This window comes from Pseudomonas rustica (genome assembly GCF_018336155.1).
Classification (GTDB): Bacteria; Pseudomonadota; Gammaproteobacteria; order Pseudomonadales; family Pseudomonadaceae; genus Aquipseudomonas; species Aquipseudomonas rustica.
This window is the reverse complement of record NZ_JAGYHF010000016.1, coordinates 17,195-33,979: the sequence shown is the minus strand read 5'-3', so window position 1 is coordinate 33,979 and position 16,785 is coordinate 17,195. Positions and strand designations below refer to the sequence as shown.

General features: G+C 54.2%; 29 protein-coding genes. All 29 read right to left on the bottom strand.

The features are described 5' to 3' along the window. Positions 1–5: 5 nt before the first annotated feature. The 29 genes from KFS80_RS24770 to fusA all read right to left on the bottom strand — a co-directional run bounded on the left by KFS80_RS24770 (position 6) and on the right by fusA (position 16,768). On the bottom strand, positions 6–1,007 hold the full coding sequence (locus KFS80_RS24770) for a DNA-directed RNA polymerase subunit alpha (RefSeq protein WP_003186012.1): 1,002 nt from the start codon (positions 1,005–1,007) through the stop codon (positions 6–8). Between the two features lie 22 nt (positions 1,008–1,029). After that, positions 1,030–1,650: a 30S ribosomal protein S4 gene (gene rpsD, locus KFS80_RS24765; protein WP_003176404.1), complete on the bottom strand. Its 621-nt coding sequence runs from the start codon at positions 1,648–1,650 to the stop codon at positions 1,030–1,032. 18 nt (positions 1,651–1,668) lie between these two features. Then, a complete protein-coding gene (gene rpsK, locus KFS80_RS24760) occupies positions 1,669–2,058 on the bottom strand; it encodes a 30S ribosomal protein S11 (protein ID WP_002555466.1) in 390 nt (129 codons plus the stop codon). A gap of 30 nt (positions 2,059–2,088) precedes the next feature. Continuing rightward, positions 2,089–2,445, bottom strand: coding sequence for a 30S ribosomal protein S13 (gene rpsM / locus KFS80_RS24755; RefSeq protein ID WP_003186020.1), 357 nt, complete (start codon positions 2,443–2,445; stop codon positions 2,089–2,091). 129 nt (positions 2,446–2,574) lie between these two features. Next, positions 2,575–2,691 carry a 50S ribosomal protein L36 gene (gene rpmJ / locus KFS80_RS24750; RefSeq protein WP_002555468.1) on the bottom strand — a complete coding sequence of 39 codons (117 nt, stop codon included), beginning with the start codon at positions 2,689–2,691 and terminating at the stop codon, positions 2,575–2,577. A 28-nt stretch (positions 2,692–2,719) separates the two neighbouring features. Beyond that, positions 2,720–4,048: a preprotein translocase subunit SecY gene (gene secY / locus KFS80_RS24745; protein ID WP_003228718.1), complete on the bottom strand. Its 1,329-nt coding sequence runs from the start codon at positions 4,046–4,048 to the stop codon at positions 2,720–2,722. After that, the gene (gene rplO, locus KFS80_RS24740; protein WP_042561340.1) at positions 4,049–4,486 is read right to left on the bottom strand and encodes a 50S ribosomal protein L15; all 438 of its coding nucleotides are present in this window, start codon (positions 4,484–4,486) and stop codon (positions 4,049–4,051) included. It abuts the gene before it with no gap. Positions 4,487–4,489: 3 nt separating this feature from the next. Then, positions 4,490–4,666, bottom strand: coding sequence for a 50S ribosomal protein L30 (gene rpmD / locus KFS80_RS24735; protein ID WP_003176408.1), 177 nt, complete (start codon positions 4,664–4,666; stop codon positions 4,490–4,492). Between the two features lie 2 nt (positions 4,667–4,668). Beyond that, positions 4,669–5,169, bottom strand: coding sequence for a 30S ribosomal protein S5 (rpsE, locus tag KFS80_RS24730; RefSeq protein WP_007943782.1), 501 nt, complete (start codon positions 5,167–5,169; stop codon positions 4,669–4,671). Positions 5,170–5,172: 3 nt separating this feature from the next. Then, on the bottom strand, positions 5,173–5,523 hold the full coding sequence (rplR, locus tag KFS80_RS24725; protein WP_003186037.1) for a 50S ribosomal protein L18: 351 nt from the start codon (positions 5,521–5,523) through the stop codon (positions 5,173–5,175). A 10-nt stretch (positions 5,524–5,533) separates the two neighbouring features. Next, complete coding sequence (rplF, locus tag KFS80_RS24720; RefSeq protein WP_003176412.1) at positions 5,534–6,067, bottom strand: 50S ribosomal protein L6; 534 nt, start codon at positions 6,065–6,067, stop codon at positions 5,534–5,536. A gap of 12 nt (positions 6,068–6,079) precedes the next feature. Then, the gene (gene rpsH, locus KFS80_RS24715) at positions 6,080–6,472 is read right to left on the bottom strand and encodes a 30S ribosomal protein S8 (protein WP_007918458.1); all 393 of its coding nucleotides are present in this window, start codon (positions 6,470–6,472) and stop codon (positions 6,080–6,082) included. A 209-nt stretch (positions 6,473–6,681) separates the two neighbouring features. Continuing rightward, positions 6,682–6,987: a 30S ribosomal protein S14 gene (gene rpsN, locus KFS80_RS24710; protein WP_003228726.1), complete on the bottom strand. Its 306-nt coding sequence runs from the start codon at positions 6,985–6,987 to the stop codon at positions 6,682–6,684. Between the two features lie 13 nt (positions 6,988–7,000). Continuing rightward, positions 7,001–7,540 (bottom strand): 50S ribosomal protein L5, encoded by a 540-nt coding sequence (gene rplE, locus KFS80_RS24705; RefSeq protein ID WP_003176415.1) that lies wholly within the window; start codon positions 7,538–7,540, stop codon positions 7,001–7,003. A 20-nt stretch (positions 7,541–7,560) separates the two neighbouring features. After that, entirely contained in the window at positions 7,561–7,875 is a 315-nt protein-coding gene (gene rplX / locus KFS80_RS24700) for a 50S ribosomal protein L24 (RefSeq protein ID WP_008081905.1), read from the bottom strand. An 11-nt stretch (positions 7,876–7,886) separates the two neighbouring features. Then, positions 7,887–8,255 (bottom strand): 50S ribosomal protein L14, encoded by a 369-nt coding sequence (gene rplN / locus KFS80_RS24695; RefSeq protein ID WP_002555479.1) that lies wholly within the window; start codon positions 8,253–8,255, stop codon positions 7,887–7,889. Positions 8,256–8,278: 23 nt separating this feature from the next. Then, entirely contained in the window at positions 8,279–8,545 is a 267-nt protein-coding gene (gene rpsQ, locus KFS80_RS24690) for a 30S ribosomal protein S17 (protein ID WP_003176419.1), read from the bottom strand. A 2-nt stretch (positions 8,546–8,547) separates the two neighbouring features. Further along, positions 8,548–8,739, bottom strand: coding sequence for a 50S ribosomal protein L29 (rpmC, locus tag KFS80_RS24685; RefSeq protein WP_002555481.1), 192 nt, complete (start codon positions 8,737–8,739; stop codon positions 8,548–8,550). Further along, a complete protein-coding gene (gene rplP, locus KFS80_RS24680; protein ID WP_007896757.1) occupies positions 8,739–9,152 on the bottom strand; it encodes a 50S ribosomal protein L16 in 414 nt (137 codons plus the stop codon). The genes rpmC and rplP overlap by 1 nt, the downstream gene beginning before the upstream one ends. A 12-nt stretch (positions 9,153–9,164) precedes the next feature. Continuing rightward, a complete protein-coding gene (gene rpsC / locus KFS80_RS24675; protein WP_003176422.1) occupies positions 9,165–9,851 on the bottom strand; it encodes a 30S ribosomal protein S3 in 687 nt (228 codons plus the stop codon). 13 nt (positions 9,852–9,864) lie between these two features. After that, positions 9,865–10,197 (bottom strand): 50S ribosomal protein L22, encoded by a 333-nt coding sequence (gene rplV, locus KFS80_RS24670; protein WP_003103908.1) that lies wholly within the window; start codon positions 10,195–10,197, stop codon positions 9,865–9,867. A gap of 11 nt (positions 10,198–10,208) precedes the next feature. Continuing rightward, positions 10,209–10,484, bottom strand: a complete 276-nt coding sequence (gene rpsS / locus KFS80_RS24665; RefSeq protein WP_003228731.1) for a 30S ribosomal protein S19 — start codon at positions 10,482–10,484, stop codon at positions 10,209–10,211. A 16-nt stretch (positions 10,485–10,500) separates the two neighbouring features. Next, positions 10,501–11,325 carry a 50S ribosomal protein L2 gene (rplB, locus tag KFS80_RS24660; protein ID WP_003228734.1) on the bottom strand — a complete coding sequence of 275 codons (825 nt, stop codon included), beginning with the start codon at positions 11,323–11,325 and terminating at the stop codon, positions 10,501–10,503. A 14-nt stretch (positions 11,326–11,339) separates the two neighbouring features. Further along, on the bottom strand, positions 11,340–11,639 hold the full coding sequence (gene rplW / locus KFS80_RS24655; RefSeq protein WP_002555488.1) for a 50S ribosomal protein L23: 300 nt from the start codon (positions 11,637–11,639) through the stop codon (positions 11,340–11,342). After that, positions 11,636–12,238, bottom strand: a complete 603-nt coding sequence (rplD, locus tag KFS80_RS24650; protein WP_212546236.1) for a 50S ribosomal protein L4 — start codon at positions 12,236–12,238, stop codon at positions 11,636–11,638. The genes rplW and rplD overlap by 4 nt, the downstream gene beginning before the upstream one ends. 12 nt (positions 12,239–12,250) lie before the next feature. Continuing rightward, positions 12,251–12,886, bottom strand: a complete 636-nt coding sequence (gene rplC / locus KFS80_RS24645; protein WP_003228738.1) for a 50S ribosomal protein L3 — start codon at positions 12,884–12,886, stop codon at positions 12,251–12,253. A gap of 80 nt (positions 12,887–12,966) precedes the next feature. After that, on the bottom strand, positions 12,967–13,278 hold the full coding sequence (rpsJ, locus tag KFS80_RS24640; RefSeq protein WP_003186070.1) for a 30S ribosomal protein S10: 312 nt from the start codon (positions 13,276–13,278) through the stop codon (positions 12,967–12,969). Positions 13,279–13,437: 159 nt separating this feature from the next. Continuing rightward, positions 13,438–14,631 carry an elongation factor Tu gene (tuf, locus tag KFS80_RS24635; RefSeq protein ID WP_007918472.1) on the bottom strand — a complete coding sequence of 398 codons (1,194 nt, stop codon included), beginning with the start codon at positions 14,629–14,631 and terminating at the stop codon, positions 13,438–13,440. Positions 14,632–14,662: 31 nt separating this feature from the next. Further along, on the bottom strand, positions 14,663–16,768 hold the full coding sequence (gene fusA, locus KFS80_RS24630) for an elongation factor G (RefSeq protein WP_053124314.1): 2,106 nt from the start codon (positions 16,766–16,768) through the stop codon (positions 14,663–14,665). Between the last annotated feature and the right edge of the window lie 17 nt (positions 16,769–16,785).

The window sequence follows — 16,785 nt, the reverse complement described above, 5'->3', positions numbered from 1 at the left end:
GACGATCAGGCAGTCGCCTTGTCGTCCTTCTTAAGACTTGCAGGCGGCCAGTTGTCGAGGCGCATGCCGAGGGACAGACCGCGGGAGGCCAGAACGTCCTTGATTTCAGTCAAGGATTTCTTGCCCAGGTTCGGAGTCTTCAACAGCTCTACTTCGGTACGCTGAATCAGGTCACCGATGTAGTAGATGTTTTCCGCCTTAAGGCAGTTAGCCGAACGTACAGTCAGTTCCAGATCGTCAACCGGGCGAAGCAGGATCGGATCGATCTCGTCTTCCTGCTCGACAACCACTGGCTCACTGTCACCTTTGAGGTCGACGAACGCAGCCAACTGCTGTTGCAGGATGGTTGCAGCGCGGCGAATAGCCTCTTCAGGATCCAGAGTACCGTTGGTTTCCAGATCAATAACCAGCTTGTCCAGGTTAGTACGCTGCTCGACACGGGCGTTTTCCACCACGTATGCGATACGGCGAACCGGGCTGAACGAAGAGTCAAGCTGCAAGCGACCGATGCTGCGGCTTTCGTCTTCATCGCTCTGACGCGAGTCTGCTGGTTCATAACCACGACCACGAGCTACGGTGAGCTTCATGTTCAGGGCGCCGTTAGACGCCAGGTTAGCGATTACGTGATCGGGATTAACGATCTCGACATCATGATCCAGCTGAATATCGGCAGCGGTAACCACCCCCGAACCCTTCTTCGACAAGGTCAGCGTAACTTCGTCACGACCGTGCAGCTTGATAGCCAGACCTTTAAGGTTCAACAGGATTTCAATTACGTCTTCCTGTACACCTTCGATGGCGCTGTACTCGTGGAGTACACCGTCAATCTCGGCCTCGACTACTGCGCAGCCGGGCATTGAGGACAACAGGATGCGTCGCAGCGCGTTGCCCAGGGTGTGGCCAAAACCACGCTCGAGAGGCTCGAGAGTGATCTTGGCGCGGGTTGGACTGACAACCTGCACATCAATATGGCGGGGTGTCAGGAACTCATTTACCGAAATCTGCATGGATGCACCTATTTTCTAGCCCTTACTTGGAGTAGAGCTCGACAATCAGGCTTTCGTTGATGTCGGCGGACAGATCACTGCGAGCAGGAACGTTCTTGAAAACGCCCGACTTCTTCTCAGTGTCTACTTCTACCCATTCTACGCGGCCACGTTGGGCACACAGATCGAGAGCTTGGACAATGCGAAGTTGGTTTTTTGCTTTTTCGCGAACTGCAACCACGTCACCAGCACGAACCTGATACGACGGAACGTTTACGGTCTGACCGTTAACGCTGATCGACTTGTGCGATACCAGCTGACGGGATTCGGCACGAGTCGAACCAAAGCCCATACGGTATACAACGTTGTCCAGACGGCATTCGAGCAGTTGCAGCAGGTTTTCACCGGTTGCACCTTTCTTGCCAGCAGCTTCTTTGTAGTAGCCGCTGAATTGACGCTCGAGAACGCCGTAGATACGACGGACCTTCTGCTTTTCACGCAGTTGGGTGCCGTAATCGGACTGGCGACCGCGGCGTTGGCCGTGGATACCAGGTGCTGCTTCAATGTTGCACTTCGATTCGATCGCGCGCACGCCGCTCTTCAGGAAGAGATCGGTGCCTTCGCGACGAGCGAGTTTGCATTTTGGACCAATGTAACGAGCCATTCTTTACAATCTCCTGGATTACACGCGGCGCTTCTTCGGCGGACGGCACCCGTTGTGCGGGATTGGCGTCACGTCGGTGATGCTGGCGATCTTATAGCCACAGCCGTTCAATGCACGGACAGCAGACTCACGACCTGGACCTGGACCTTTGACGTTAACGTCGAGGTTTTTCAGGCCATATTCCAGCGCAGCTTGACCAGCACGTTCAGCAGCTACTTGAGCAGCAAACGGGGTGGACTTGCGGGAACCGCGGAAACCCGAACCACCGGAGGTAGCCCAAGAAAGCGCGTTACCTTGACGGTCGGTGATGGTCACGATTGTGTTGTTAAAAGAAGCATGGATGTGGGCGATGCCATCAACCACTGTCTTTTTAACTTTTTTACGAGGACGAGCAGCAGGTTTTGCCATGATTAATTTCCTGTCGATTCGCGTGGGCGATTACTTGCGGATCGGCTTACGCGGACCTTTACGGGTACGCGCGTTAGTCTTGGTACGCTGACCGCGTACTGGAAGACCACGACGATGACGCAGACCACGGTAGCAACCGAGGTCCATCAAACGCTTGATTTTCATGTTGATTTCGCGACGCAGGTCACCTTCAGTGGTGAACTTCGCCACTTCGCCACGCAATTGCTCAATCTGCTCATCGCTCAGATCTTTGATCTTTGCGGCTGGGTTTACCCCAGTCACTGCGCAAATTTTCTGCGCAGTAGTGCGACCAACACCATAGATGTAGGTCAGCGAGATAACAGTGTGCTTGTTATCTGGAATGTTAACGCCTGCAATACGGGCCATTCAGTGGGACTCCAATTGACAGCTACCTACGCCCCGGAAGCCAAGAAATAGGGCGCGAGATAATATCGCTGTAATAACAAATAATCAACCCGGCAGCGCACTAGCTGCCGGGCTTCAAGCGGATCACACTCAGCCTTGGCGCTGTTTGTGACGCGGTTCCGCGCTGCAAATTACTCGAACAACACCTTCGCGGCGAATAATCTTGCAGTTACGGCACAGCTTTTTCACCGATGCACGAACTTTCATCACCAACTCCTCGAACCTTATGGGGTACTCAGCGCAACATGCCGCTGCCGTAGCCCTTCAGGTTGGCTTTCTTCATCAGGGATTCGTACTGGTGCGAAACGAGGTGCGATTGTACTTGGGACATGAAGTCCATCACAACCACGACCACGATCAGCAACGAGGTCCCGCCAAGGTAGAACGGTACGTTTGCTGCGACCACCAGGAACTGGGGAAGCAGGCACACGGCCGTCATGTAAAGAGCACCGAACATGGTCAAGCGAGTCAGAACGCCATCAATGTAGCGCGCAGACTGCTCACCTGGACGGATGCCCGGAATAAAGGCACCGGACTTCTTCAGGTTTTCCGCTACGTCTTTCGGATTGAACATCAACGCCGTATAGAAGAAGCAGAAGAAAATAATCCCTGCACTAAACAGCAGAATATTCAACGGCTGACCAGGAGCGATCGACTGCGAGATGTCCTGCAACCAGCCCATACCTTCAGACTGACCAAACCAGGCACCCAACGAAGCCGGAAACAGCAAAATGCTGCTCGCGAAAATAGCTGGAATAACACCAGCCATGTTCACTTTCAGCGGCAAGTGGCTTGTCTGCGCAGCAAAAACCTTGCGGCCCTGCTGACGCTTGGCGTAGTGAACAGCAATACGACGCTGACCACGCTCAATGAACACCACGAAACCGATAATCGCTACTGCCAGCAAACCGATGGCAACCAGGGCGAAGATGTTGATATCACCCTGACGTGCAGACTCGAAAGACTGCCCGATTGCTCTCGGAAGACCGGCGACGATACCCGAAAAAATCAACATCGAGATACCGTTACCTACACCGCGCTCAGTAATCTGCTCACCCAGCCACATCATGAACATCGCACCAGCCACAAACGTGGATACCGCGACGAAATGGAAGCCAAAGTCACCAGTGAACGCAACGCCCTGCCCCGCCAGACCTATGGACATGCCAATAGCCTGAACAAGAGCGAGGACGACGGTGCCGTAGCGGGTGTACTGGCTGATCTTGCGACGGCCAGCTTCACCTTCCTTCTTCAACTGCTCCAGCTGCGGGCTGACGGCGGTCATCAGTTGCATGATGATCGATGCCGAAATGTACGGCATGATCCCCAGTGCAAAGATGCTCATCCGTTCCAGCGCGCCGCCGGAGAACATGTTGAACAAGCTAAGAATGGTCCCCTCATTCTGTCGAAACAGGTCTGCGAGTCGGTCCGGGTTAATACCTGGAACCGGGATGTGTGCGCCTATTCGGTAGACGATAATCGCCAGGAACAGAAAACGCAGACGAGCCCAGAGTTCAGACATACCGCCTTTGCCGAGCGCAGAGAGAGCACCTTGCTTAGCCATTTATTCCTCGAACTTGCCGCCAGCTGCTTCGATAGCCGAACGCGCACCTTTGGTGGCGCCGATTCCCTTGCCGATAGTGACAGCGCGAGTCACTTCACCGGACAGCATGATTTTCACACGCTGTACGTTGACGTTGATCACGTTGGCATCTTTCAGGGACTGCACGGTAACGATGTCGCCTTCCACTTTAGCCAGCTCGGACAAACGCACTTCTGCGCGATCCATGGCCTTCAGGGAAACGAAACCGAACTTCGGCAGACGACGATGCAGCGGCTGTTGACCGCCTTCAAAGCCTGGAGCAATAGTGCCACCAGAGCGGGAGGTTTGACCTTTGTGGCCACGGCCACCAGTCTTACCCAAACCGCTACCGATACCACGGCCCGGACGATGCTTTTCGCGACGGGAACCCGGCGCTGGACTCAGATCATTGAGTTTCATCGATTAACCCTCGACACGCAGCATGTAGTAAGCCTTGTTGATCATCCCGCGATTCTCGGGAGTATCCTGGACTTCTACAGTGTGACCGATGCGACGCAGACCCAGACCCTTAACGCACAGTTTGTGGTTAGGGATGCGGCCGGTCATGCTTTTGATCAGCGTTACTTTAACGGTAGCCATGATCAGAAGATCTCCTTGACGCTTTTGCCACGCTTGGCGGCAATGGATTCAGGAGATTGCATAGCTTTCAAACCTTTGAAAGTGGCGTGAACCACGTTTACCGGGTTAGTCGAGCCGTAGCACTTGGCCAGAACGTTCTGAACGCCAGCAACTTCGAGGACAGCACGCATAGCGCCGCCAGCGATGATACCGGTACCTTCAGAAGCAGGCTGCATGTACACCTTCGAAGCGCCGTGACCGGACTTCATTGCGTACTGCAGAGTGGTGCCGTTCAGGTCAACTTGGATCATGTTGCGGCGAGCAGCTTCCATTGCCTTCTGGATCGCAGCAGGCACTTCACGTGACTTGCCACGGCCGAAGCCAACACGCCCTTTACCATCACCAACCACGGTCAACGCGGTGAAAGTGAAGATACGGCCGCCTTTAACGGTTTTGGCTACGCGGTTAACTTGAACCAGCTTCTCAATGTAGCCTTCGTCGCGCTTTTGGTCGTTATTTGACATAACTTAGAACTCCAGCCCAGCTTCACGAGCAGCATCAGCCAGCGCTTTAACGCGGCCGTGGTACTTGAAGCCAGAGCGGTCGAAAGCCACTTGCGAGACGCCAGCGGCCTTAGCACGCGTAGCGACCAGCTGGCCAACCTTTGTGGCCGCGTCGATGTTGCCAGTGGCGCCATCACGCAGTTCTTTATCCAAAGTCGAGGCAGATGCCAGGACTTTGTTGCCGTCGGCCGAGATGACCTGGGCGTAGATGTGCTGCGACGAGCGGAACACGCAGAGACGCACGACTTCTAGTTCGTGCATTTTCAGGCGTGCTTTGCGAGCGCGACGCAGTCGAGTAACTTTTTTGTCGGTCATTTGCTATGCCCTACTTCTTCTTGGCTTCTTTACGACGGACGACTTCGTCCGCGTAGCGCACACCTTTGCCTTTGTACGGCTCTGGTGGACGGAAGTCGCGGATCTCAGCGGCCACTTGACCTACCAGCTGCTTATCGATGCCCTTGATCAGGATATCGGTCTGGCTAGGAGTCTCAGCGGTGATGCCTTCCGGCAGTTCGTAATCCACTGGGTGCGAGAAGCCAAGGGCAAGGTTCAGAACCGTGCCTTTTGCTTGCGCTTTGTAACCAACACCGACCAGCTGGAGCTTACGCTCGAAGCCTTGGCTTACGCCTTGGACCATGTTGTTTACCAACGCACGCGTGGTACCGGCCATTGCGCGAGTTTGTTGATCGCCATTGCGAGCAGCGAAACGCAGCTCACCAGCTTCTTCAACAATCTCAACGGACGAATGGATGTTCAGTTCGAGAGTGCCCTTGGCACCCTTCACCGAAAGCTGTTGGCCTGCGAATTTTACTTCGACACCGGCTGGCAGCTTAACGGGGTTCTTAGCGACGCGAGACATGCTTATCCCCCCTTAGAACACAGTGCAAAGAACTTCGCCGCCGACACCGGCAGCGCGCGCAGCACGATCCGTCATCACACCTTTGTTGGTGGAGACGATAGACACGCCAAGACCGCCACGAACTTTCGGCAGATCTTCAACGGACTTGTACTGACGCAGGCCTGGACGACTAACGCGCTTCACTTCTTCGATAACCGGACGGCCTTCGAAGTACTTCAGCTCGATGGACAACGACGGCTTAGCGTCGGTGGTGATCTGAAAATCCGCGATGTAACCTTCGTCCTTCAGGACTTTTGCTACAGCCACCTTCAACGTGGAAGACGGCATGCTTACGACAGACTTTTCAGCCATCTGGGCATTACGGATTCGAGTTAGCATGTCCGCTAACGGGTCCTGCATACTCATGGGCTAGACGCTCCTAATACAGAAAAATTAGCCTTGCGGCTACTACTTTTCGCCGAGAACTTCCGGGCATGAAAAACACGGGCTCAGGCGAGCCGGTCATTCTAGACACACCCCAGAAATGAATCAAGCCCCAAAAGGGGCTTGATTCAGATTCAAGGCCACCGATGGTCAGGTTCTTGCGAACCTGAACATCGAGACTTTGACAGCAATTACCAGCTGGCTTTAACCAGACCTGGTACGTCACCACGCATTGCAGCTTCACGCAGCTTGTTACGGCCAAGGCCGAACTTGCGGTAAACGCCGTGCGGACGACCAGTCAGGCGGCAACGGTTACGCATGCGCGAAGCGCTTGCGTCACGTGGTTGCTTCTGCAGAGCTACGGTAGCTTCCCAACGTGCTTCTGGACTTGCGTTCAGATCAACGATGATAGCTTTCAGCGCTGCACGCTTGGTGGCGTACTTGGCAACAGTGAGCTGACGCTTCAGCTCACGGTTTTTCATGCTCTTCTTGGCCATTTTCCTACTCCAATCAGTTGCGGAACGGGAATTTGAAAGCACGCAGCAGAGCGCGGCCTTCATCATCGTTCTTGGCAGTGGTGGTCAGGGTAATGTCCAGACCGCGGAGAGCATCGATCTTGTCGTAGTCGATTTCCGGGAAAATGATCTGCTCTTTCACGCCCATGCTGTAGTTACCACGACCATCGAAGGACTTGGCATTCAGGCCGCGGAAGTCGCGAACCCGAGGCAGGGAGATCGACAGCAGACGATCCAGGAACTCGTACATACGCTCACGGCGCAGAGTCACTTTGACGCCGATCGGCCATCCTTCACGGACTTTAAAGCCAGCGATGGATTTACGAGCGTAGGTCACAACGACTTTTTGGCCGGTGATCTTTTCCAGGTCAGCAACAGCATGCTCGATGACTTTCTTGTCACCAACAGCTTCGCCCAGACCCATGTTCAGGGTGATCTTTGTAACGCGTGGAACTTCCATCACGTTCGAAAGCTTAAGTTCTTCCTTAAGCTTCGGTGCGATTTCCTTCCAGTAAATCTCTTTTAGTCGTGCCATGGTCTTCTACCTAGCAGTGTTCAAGCATCAACCGCTTTTTGGGTCGACTTGAAGACACGAATTTTCTTGCCGTCTTCTACTTTGAAACCAACGCGGTCAGCCTTGTTGGTTTCGCCGTTGAAAATGGCGACGTTAGAAGCATCCAGTGGAGCTTCTTTTTCGACGATACCGCCTTGCACGCCCGACATCGGGTTAGGCTTGGTATGACGCTTAACCAGGTTCAAACCGCTGATAACCAGACGGTTATTAGCGAGAACCTTAAGCACCTTACCGCGCTTACCTTTGTCTTTGCCGGCGATCACGATGATCTCGTCGTCACGACGAATCTTTTGCATGTCGGATCTCCTTACAGCACTTCTGGGGCGAGCGAGACGATCTTCATGAACTTCTCAGTACGAAGTTCACGGGTCACTGGCCCAAAGATACGGGTGCCGATCGGCTCTTGCTTGTTGTTCAGAAGAACAGCAGCGTTGCCATCAAAGCGGATAATGGAGCCATCAGCACGACGTACGCCGTGACGAGTGCGGACTACAACAGCAGTCATCACTTGGCCTTTTTTCACCTTACCGCGAGGAATTGCTTCCTTCACGGTAACTTTGATGATGTCACCGATACCAGCGTAACGACGATGGGAGCCACCCAGCACCTTGATGCACATAACACGGCGAGCGCCGCTGTTATCGGCCACATCGAGCATGGATTGAGTCTGAATCATATAATTTCTCCGACCCCTAGTCCTTAGACTTCCACAGCGCGTTCGAGAACATCAACCAGCGCCCAAGACTTGGTCTTGGCCAAAGGACGAGTTTCACGAATAGTGACTTTGTCGCCGATGTGGCACTGATTGGTTTCGTCGTGCGCGTGCAGCTTAGTCGAACGCTTAACGTATTTACCGTAGATCGGGTGCTTAACGCGACGCTCGATCAGTACGGTGATGGTTTTGTCCATCTTGTCGCTGACAACACGGCCAGTCAGCGTACGGACAGTTTTTTCGGCTTCAGCCATGATTACTTACCTGCCTGCTGGTTGAGCACAGTCTTCACGCGAGCGATGTCACGCTTAACTTGCGAGAGCAGATGCGACTGCCCCAACTGGCCAGTTGCTTTCTGCATACGCAGATTGAACTGGTCGCGCAGCAAGCCGAGCAGTTGCTCATTCAGCTGCTGTGCGGATTTTTCACGAAGTTCATTCGCTTTCATCACATCACCGTCCGTTTAACAAAGGCGGTGGCGAGCGGCAGCTTTGCAGCAGCCAGGGCAAAAGCCTCACGCGCCAGCTCTTCAGAAACACCCTCGATTTCATACAGGACTTTACCTGGCTGAATCTGGGCAACCCAGTACTCCACACTACCCTTACCTTTACCCATACGAACTTCGAGGGGCTTTTTGGAAATAGGCTTGTCCGGGAATACACGGATCCAGATCTTGCCGCCACGTTTAACGTGACGGGTCAGTGCACGACGCGCTGACTCGATCTGACGAGCGGTGAGACGACCACGAGCTACAGACTTCAGCGCGAACTCGCCGAAGCTGACTTTGCTACCGCGCTGAGCCAGACCACGGTTGTGGCCTGTCATCTGCTTGCGGAACTTCGTACGCTTAGGTTGCAACATTTGGCGTACCCCTTACTTAGCAGCTTTTTTACGAGGCGCTGGTGCTTGTGGTTTCAGCTCTTCTTGGCGACCACCAATTACTTCGCCTTTGAAGATCCAAACCTTTACACCGATCACACCATAAGTGGTGTGAGCTTCGTAGTTGGCATAGTCGATGTCGGCACGCAGGGTGTGCAATGGCACACGACCTTCGCGATACCATTCAGTACGTGCGATTTCAGCACCGCCGAGACGACCGCTCACTTGGATTTTGATGCCTTTGGCACCAATGCGCATGGCGTTCTGTACTGCGCGCTTCATAGCGCGACGGAACATTACACGACGCTCCAGCTGCTGAGCTACGCTCTGCGCAACCAGCATACCGTCGAGTTCCGGCTTGCGGATCTCTTCGATATTGATGTGCACAGGCACACCCATTTGCTTGGTCAGGTCCTGACGCAGTTTCTCAACATCTTCACCTTTCTTCCCGATAACGATACCTGGACGAGCGGTGTGGATGGTGATACGTGCAGTTTGGGCCGGACGATGGATATCGATACGGCTTACGGACGCGCTTTTTAGTTTGTCTTGGAGATACTCACGCACTTTCAGATCTGCGAACAAGTAGTCCGCATAAGTCCGACCGTCTGCGTACCAGACGGAGGTGTGCTCCTTGACGATTCCCAGGCGAATGCCAATGGGATGTACTTTCTGACCCATCTCTTCGACTCCGTTACTTGTCAGCAACCTTGACAGTGATATGGCAAGACCGCTTGACGATGCGATCAGCACGGCCTTTGGCACGTGGCATGATGCGCTTCAGCGAACGCCCTTCGTTGACGAAAACGGTGCTGACCTTCAGGTCATCAACGTCTGCGCCTTCGTTATGCTCGGCGTTGGCTACGGCCGACTCCAGCACTTTCTTCATGATCTCGGCGGCTTTCTTACTGCTGAAAGCCAACAAGTTGAGCGCTTCGCCCACCTTCTTCCCGCGGATCTGGTCGGCGACCAAGCGGGCTTTCTGGGCGGAGATTCGAGCGCCCGACAACTTAGCGGCTACTTCCATTTCCTAACCCCTTAACGCTTGGCTTTCTTGTCAGCCACGTGCCCACGATAAGTGCGGGTACCGGCGAACTCGCCCAGTTTATGGCCGACCATGTCTTCGTTCACGAGAACTGGGACGTGCTGACGACCGTTATGTACGGCGATGGTCAAACCGACCATCTGTGGCAGGATCATCGAACGACGCGACCAAGTCTTAATTGGTTTGCGATCGTTCTTTTCCGCCGCCACTTCGATCTTCTTCAGTAGGTGAAGATCAATAAAAGGACCTTTTTTCAGAGAACGTGGCACTGTCGTATCCCTCTATTTACTTGCGACGACGGACGATCATTTTGTCGGTACGCTTATTACCACGAGTCTTCGCGCCCTTAGTCGGGAAGCCCCATGGCGATACCGGATGACGACCACCAGAGGTACGACCTTCACCACCACCATGTGGGTGGTCAACCGGGTTCATGGCAACACCACGAACGGTTGGGCGAACGCCACGCCAGCGTTTGGCACCAGCTTTACCCAGCGAACGCAGGCTGTGCTCGGAGTTCGAGACTTCGCCCAGGGTCGCACGGCATTCAGCCAGGACTTTACGCATTTCACCGGAACGCAGACGCAGGGTCACGTACACACCTTCACGAGCGATCAGCTGAGCCGAAGCACCAGCGGAACGAGCGATCTGTGCGCCTTTACCTGGCTTCAGTTCGATGCCGTGTACAGTAGAACCCACTGGAATGTTGCGCAGTTGCAGAGCGTTACCTGGCTTGATTGGAGCCAGAGCGCCTGCGATCAGCTGGTCGCCAGCACTCACGCCTTTAGGGGCGATGATGTAGCGACGCTCGCCGTCTGCGTAGCAGAGCAGTGCGATGTGAGCAGTACGGTTTGGATCGTATTCGATACGCTCGACAGTGGCGACGATGCCATCTTTGTCGTTGCGACGGAAATCGACCATACGATAATGCTGCTTATGACCACCACCGATGTGACGCGTGGTAATACGGCCATTGTTGTTACGACCACCAGTCTTCGATTTTTTCTCGAGCAGCGGTGCGTGAGGAGCGCCTTTATGCAGCTCCTGGTTGACCACCTTGACCACAAAACGGCGGCCAGGGGAAGTCGGTTTGCATTTAACGATTGCCATGATGCACCCCTTCCTTACTCAGCACTGCTGCTGAAATCGAGATCTTGGCCTGGCTGAAGGGAGATAACTGCCTTCTTCCAGTCATTACGCTTGCCCAGACCGCGAGCTGTGCGCTTGCTCTTACCCAGAACGTTCAGGGTAGTAACACGCTCAACTTTCACGCTGAACAGGCTTTCGACGGCCTTCTTGATTTCCAGCTTGGTTGCGTCAGTAGCAACCTTGAAAACGAACTGGCCTTTCTTGTCTGCCAGAACCGTAGCCTTCTCGGAAACGTGCGGGCCAAGCAGAACTTTAAATACGCGTTCCTGGTTCATCCCAGCAGCTCCTCGAATTTCTTCACGGCCGACACGGTGATCAACACCTTGTCGTATGCGATCAGACTAACTGGATCGGAACCTTGAACGTCACCTACATCTACGTGCGGCAGGTTACGAGCAGCCAGGTACAGGTTCTGATCAACAGCGTCCGACACGATCAAAACGTCGGTCAGGCTCATGTTGTTCAGCTTGCCCAGCAGATCTTTGGTTTTCGGAGTTTCAACAGCGAAATCCTGAACCACGACCAGACGATCAGTACGCACCAGCTCAGCAAGGATGGAACGCATTGCTGCGCGATACATCTTCTTGTTCAGCTTCTGGGAGTGATCCTGTGGACGTGCTGCAAAAGTGGTACCGCCGCCACGCCAGATTGGGCTACGGATAGTACCGGCACGAGCACGGCCAGTACCTTTCTGACGCCATGGGCGCTTACCGCCACCACGAACGTCGGAACGGGTCTTTTGCTGCTTGGTACCTTGACGGCCGCCGGCCATGTAGGCCACGACTGCTTGGTGAACCAGCGTCTCGTTGAATTCGCCGCCAAATGTCAGTTCGGAAACTTCGATCGCTTGAGCGTCATTTACATTTAATTGCATGTCAGCTTCCCCTTAACCGCGAGCCTTGGCTGCTGGACGTACAACCAGGTTGCCGCCAGTAGCGCCAGGAACAGCACCCTTGACCAACAACAGATTGCGTTCAGCGTCCACGCGCACTACTTCCAGGGACTGCACGGTCACGCGCTCAGCGCCCATATGACCGGACATTTTTTTGCCCTTGAATACACGACCAGGAGTCTGGCACTGGCCGATAGAACCTGGGACGCGGTGGGATACGGAGTTACCGTGGGTGTTATCTTGCCCGCGGAAATTCCAACGCTTGATCGTACCCTGGAAGCCTTTACCCTTGGACTGACCGGTTACATCAACCAGTTGACCAGCGGCGAAGATTTCAGCGTTGATCAGATCGCCAGCCTGGTACTCGCCTTCTTCAAGACGGAATTCCATGGTGGTGCGACCAGCGGCAACGTTCGCCTTAGCGAAGTGGCCAGCCTGAGCTGCTGTTACACGCGAAGCACGACGCTCGCCGACAGTGACTTGCACTGCACGATAGCCATCGGTCTCTTCAGTTTTGAACTGGGTGACGCGATTCGGTTCGATCTCAATGACCGTGACCGGAATGGAGACACCTTCTTCGGTGAAAATACGGGTCATACCGCATTTACGACCGACTACACCAATAGTCATGTTGTAAACCTCATGAGTGTACGGGGCTTTCACCCGCTATGGCCGCCCATTTCAGAGCGTTACACGACTAAGACCGAGTCTTAGCCGAGGCTGATCTGCACTTCCACACCGGCCGCAAGATCAAGCTTCATAAGAGCATCAACGGTTTTATCCGTTGGCTGGACGATGTCCAGAACGCGCTTATGAGTGCGGATTTCGTACTGGTCGCGCGCGTCTTTGTTGACGTGCGGAGAAACCAGAACGGTGAACCGCTCTTTACGGGTAGGCAGTGGAATTGGACCACGCACTTGAGCACCAGTACGTTTCGCGGTTTCCACGATTTCCTGGGTTGATTGGTCGATCAGGCGATGGTCGAAAGCCTTCAACCTGATACGGATTTGCTGATTTTGCATTGGATTTCAGACTCCGGCTGCTATTCCCACCGAGCGCAATACGCCCGTTAAAAGGAGGCGCAATTCTATAGACGCCCCATATAGGTGTCAACCCAATAAAAAAAGCCCCCGCTGAGCGGGGGCTTTTTCAAAGCATCAAGCAATCTCTATAAAAGAGAATTACGCGATGATTTTGGCTACGACGCCAGCGCCGACGGTACGACCGCCTTCACGGATAGCGAAACGCAGACCGTCTTCCATTGCGATGGTTTTGATCAGGGTAACAGTCATCTGAATGTTGTCACCTGGCATTACCATTTCAACGCCTTCTGGCAGCTCGCAGTTACCAGTCACGTCAGTAGTACGGAAGTAGAACTGTGGACGGTAGCCTTTGAAGAACGGAGTGTGACGACCGCCTTCTTCTTTGCTCAGAACGTAAACTTCTGCGGTGAAAGTGGTGTGCGGCTTAACCGAACCCGGCTTAACCAGAACCTGACCACGTTCAACGTCGTCACGCTTGGTGCCACGCAGCAGAACGCCGCAGTTCTCACCAGCACGACCTTCATCGAGCAGCTTGCGGAACATTTCAACACCGGTGCAAGTAGTAACGGTGGTGTCACGCAGACCAACGATTTCCAGCGGATCTTGAACGCGAACGATACCGCGCTCGATACGACCAGTCACAACAGTACCGCGACCGGAGATCGAGAATACGTCTTCGATTGGCATCAGGAACGGCTTGTCAGTCACACGAACTGGTTCTGGGATGTAGCTGTCCAGAGTCTCAACCAGTTTCTTGACGGCAGTGGTGCCCATCTCGTTGTCGTCTTTGCCTTCCAGAGCCATACGAGCCGAACCGATGATGATTGGAGTGTCATCGCCCGGGAAGTCGTAGGTGGACAGCAGGTCGCGAACTTCCATCTCAACCAGTTCCAGCAGCTCAGCGTCGTCTACCAGGTCAGCCTTGTTCAGGAAAACCACGATGTACGGAACGCCTACCTGACGGGACAGCAGGATGTGCTCACGGGTTTGTGGCATCGGACCATCAGCGGCCGAGCAAACCAGAATAGCGCCGTCCATTTGAGCAGCACCGGTGATCATGTTCTTCACATAGTCAGCGTGACCTGGGCAGTCAACGTGAGCGTAGTGACGGATCTTCGAGTTGTACTCAACGTGTGCGGTGTTGATGGTGATACCGCGAGCTTTCTCTTCTGGTGCGCTGTCGATCTTGTCGAAGTCAACGATTGCGGAACCGAAAACTTCGGAGCAAACGCGAGTCAGAGCAGCAGTCAGAGTGGTTTTACCGTGGTCAACGTGACCGATGGTGCCAACGTTGACGTGCGGTAGGGAACGATCAAATTTTTCTTTAGCCACGACAATTAACTCCTAGCCTAAAGGGGCTGAATCAGCCTTGTTTTTTGGTTACGGATTCGACGATGTGCGACGGAGCCGTATCGTATTTTTTGAATTCCATAGAGTAGCTTGCGCGACCCTGGGACATGGAACGAACGTCGGTCGCATAACCGAACATCTCACCCAGTGGAACCTCGGCACGGATAACCTTGCCGGACACTGTGTCTTCCATACCCTGGATCATGCCGCGACGACGGTTAAGGTCGCCCATCACATCACCCATATAGTCTTCAGGCGTAACAACCTCTACAGCCATGATCGGCTCAAGCAACTCACCACCGCCCTTCTGGGCCAGTTGCTTGGTCGCCATGGAGGCAGCCACTTTAAACGCCATCTCGTTGGAGTCGACGTCGTGGTAAGAACCATCGAACACGGTAGCCTTCAGGCCGATCAGCGGATAGCCGGCAACAACGCCGTTCTTCATCTGCTCTTCGATACCCTTCTGGATAGCCGGGATGTATTCCTTAGGAACCACACCACCTACAACTTCGTTCACGAATTGCAGACCTTCCTGACCTTCGTCAGCAGGAGCAAAACGGATCCAGCAGTGGCCGAACTGACCACGACCGCCGGATTGACGAACGAACTTGCCTTCGATTTCACAGTTCTTCGTGATGCGCTCACGATACGAAACCTGAGGCTTGCCGATGTTGGCTTCGACGTTGAACTCACGGCGCATCCGGTCAACCAGGATGTCCAGGTGCAGCTCGCCCATGCCGGAGATGATCGTTTGACCAGTCTCTTCATCAGTTTTAACGCGGAAAGACGGGTCTTCCTGAGCAAGTTTGCCCAGAGCGATACCCATTTTTTCCTGGTCATCCTTGGTCTTAGGCTCTACGGCAACCGAAATAACCGGCTCCGGGAAGTCCATGCGAACCAGGATGATTGGCTTGTCAGCGTTGCAGAGGGTTTCACCAGTGGTGACGTCCTTCATGCCGATCAGGGCCGCGATGTCACCAGCGCGTACTTCCTTGATCTCTTCACGGGCGTTTGCGTGCATTTGCACCATACGACCCACGCGCTCTTTCTTGCCTTTAACCGAGTTGATCACGCCGTCGCCGGAGTTCAACACGCCCGAGTAAACGCGGACGAAGGTCAAGGTACCCACGAATGGGTCAGTGGCAATTTTAAATGCCAGAGCGGAGAACGGTTCTGCGTCGTCTGCATGACGCTCCAGCTCGATAGTCTCGTCATCAGGGTCAGTACCCTTGATGGCAGGAATATCCACTGGTGCCGGCAGGTAGTCGATCACAGCATCGAGAACCAGGGGAACGCCCTTGTTCTTGAACGAGGAACCGCAAACAGCCAAGACGATCTCACCAGCGATAGTACGCTGACGCAGAGCGGCCTTGATTTCCACGTTGGTGAGTTCTTCACCTTCGAGGTACTTGTTCATCAGCTCTTCGCTGGCTTCGGCAGCAGCCTCAACCATGTTGTTGCGCCACTCGTCAGCCAATTCTTGCAGCTCTGCAGGAATAGGCTTGCGAACAGGAACCATGCCCTTGTCAGCGTCGTTCCAGTAAACAGCTTCCATGGTCAACAGATCGATCTGACCCTGGAAGTTGTCTTCGGAACCGATAGCCAACTGGATCGGCACCGGAGTGTGACCCAGACGCTGCTTGATCTGACCGATCACGCGCAGGAAGTTGGCACCAGCACGGTCCATCTTGTTTACGTAAACAAGACGTGGAACGCCGTATTTGTTGGCTTGACGCCATACGGTTTCCGACTGAGGCTCAACACCCGAAGTACCGCAGAACACAACAACAGCGCCGTCGAGTACGCGCAGGGAACGTTCAACTTCAATGGTGAAGTCTACGTGGCCCGGGGTATCGATTACGTTGAAGCGGTGCTCGTCTTTGTACTGCTTCTCGGAACCTTTCCAGAAGGCGGTGATGGCAGCAGAAGTAATGGTAATACCACGCTCCTGCTCCTGCACCATCCAGTCTGTGGTCGCGGCGCCATCATGCACCTCGCCCATTTTGTGACTTTTGCCAGTGTAAAAAAGGACGCGCTCGGTGGTGGTGGTTTTACCAGCATCCACGTGAGCGACGATACCGATGTTACGGTAGCGACTAATCGGAGTAGTACGAGCCATAAAGCCCTCGCAAAATT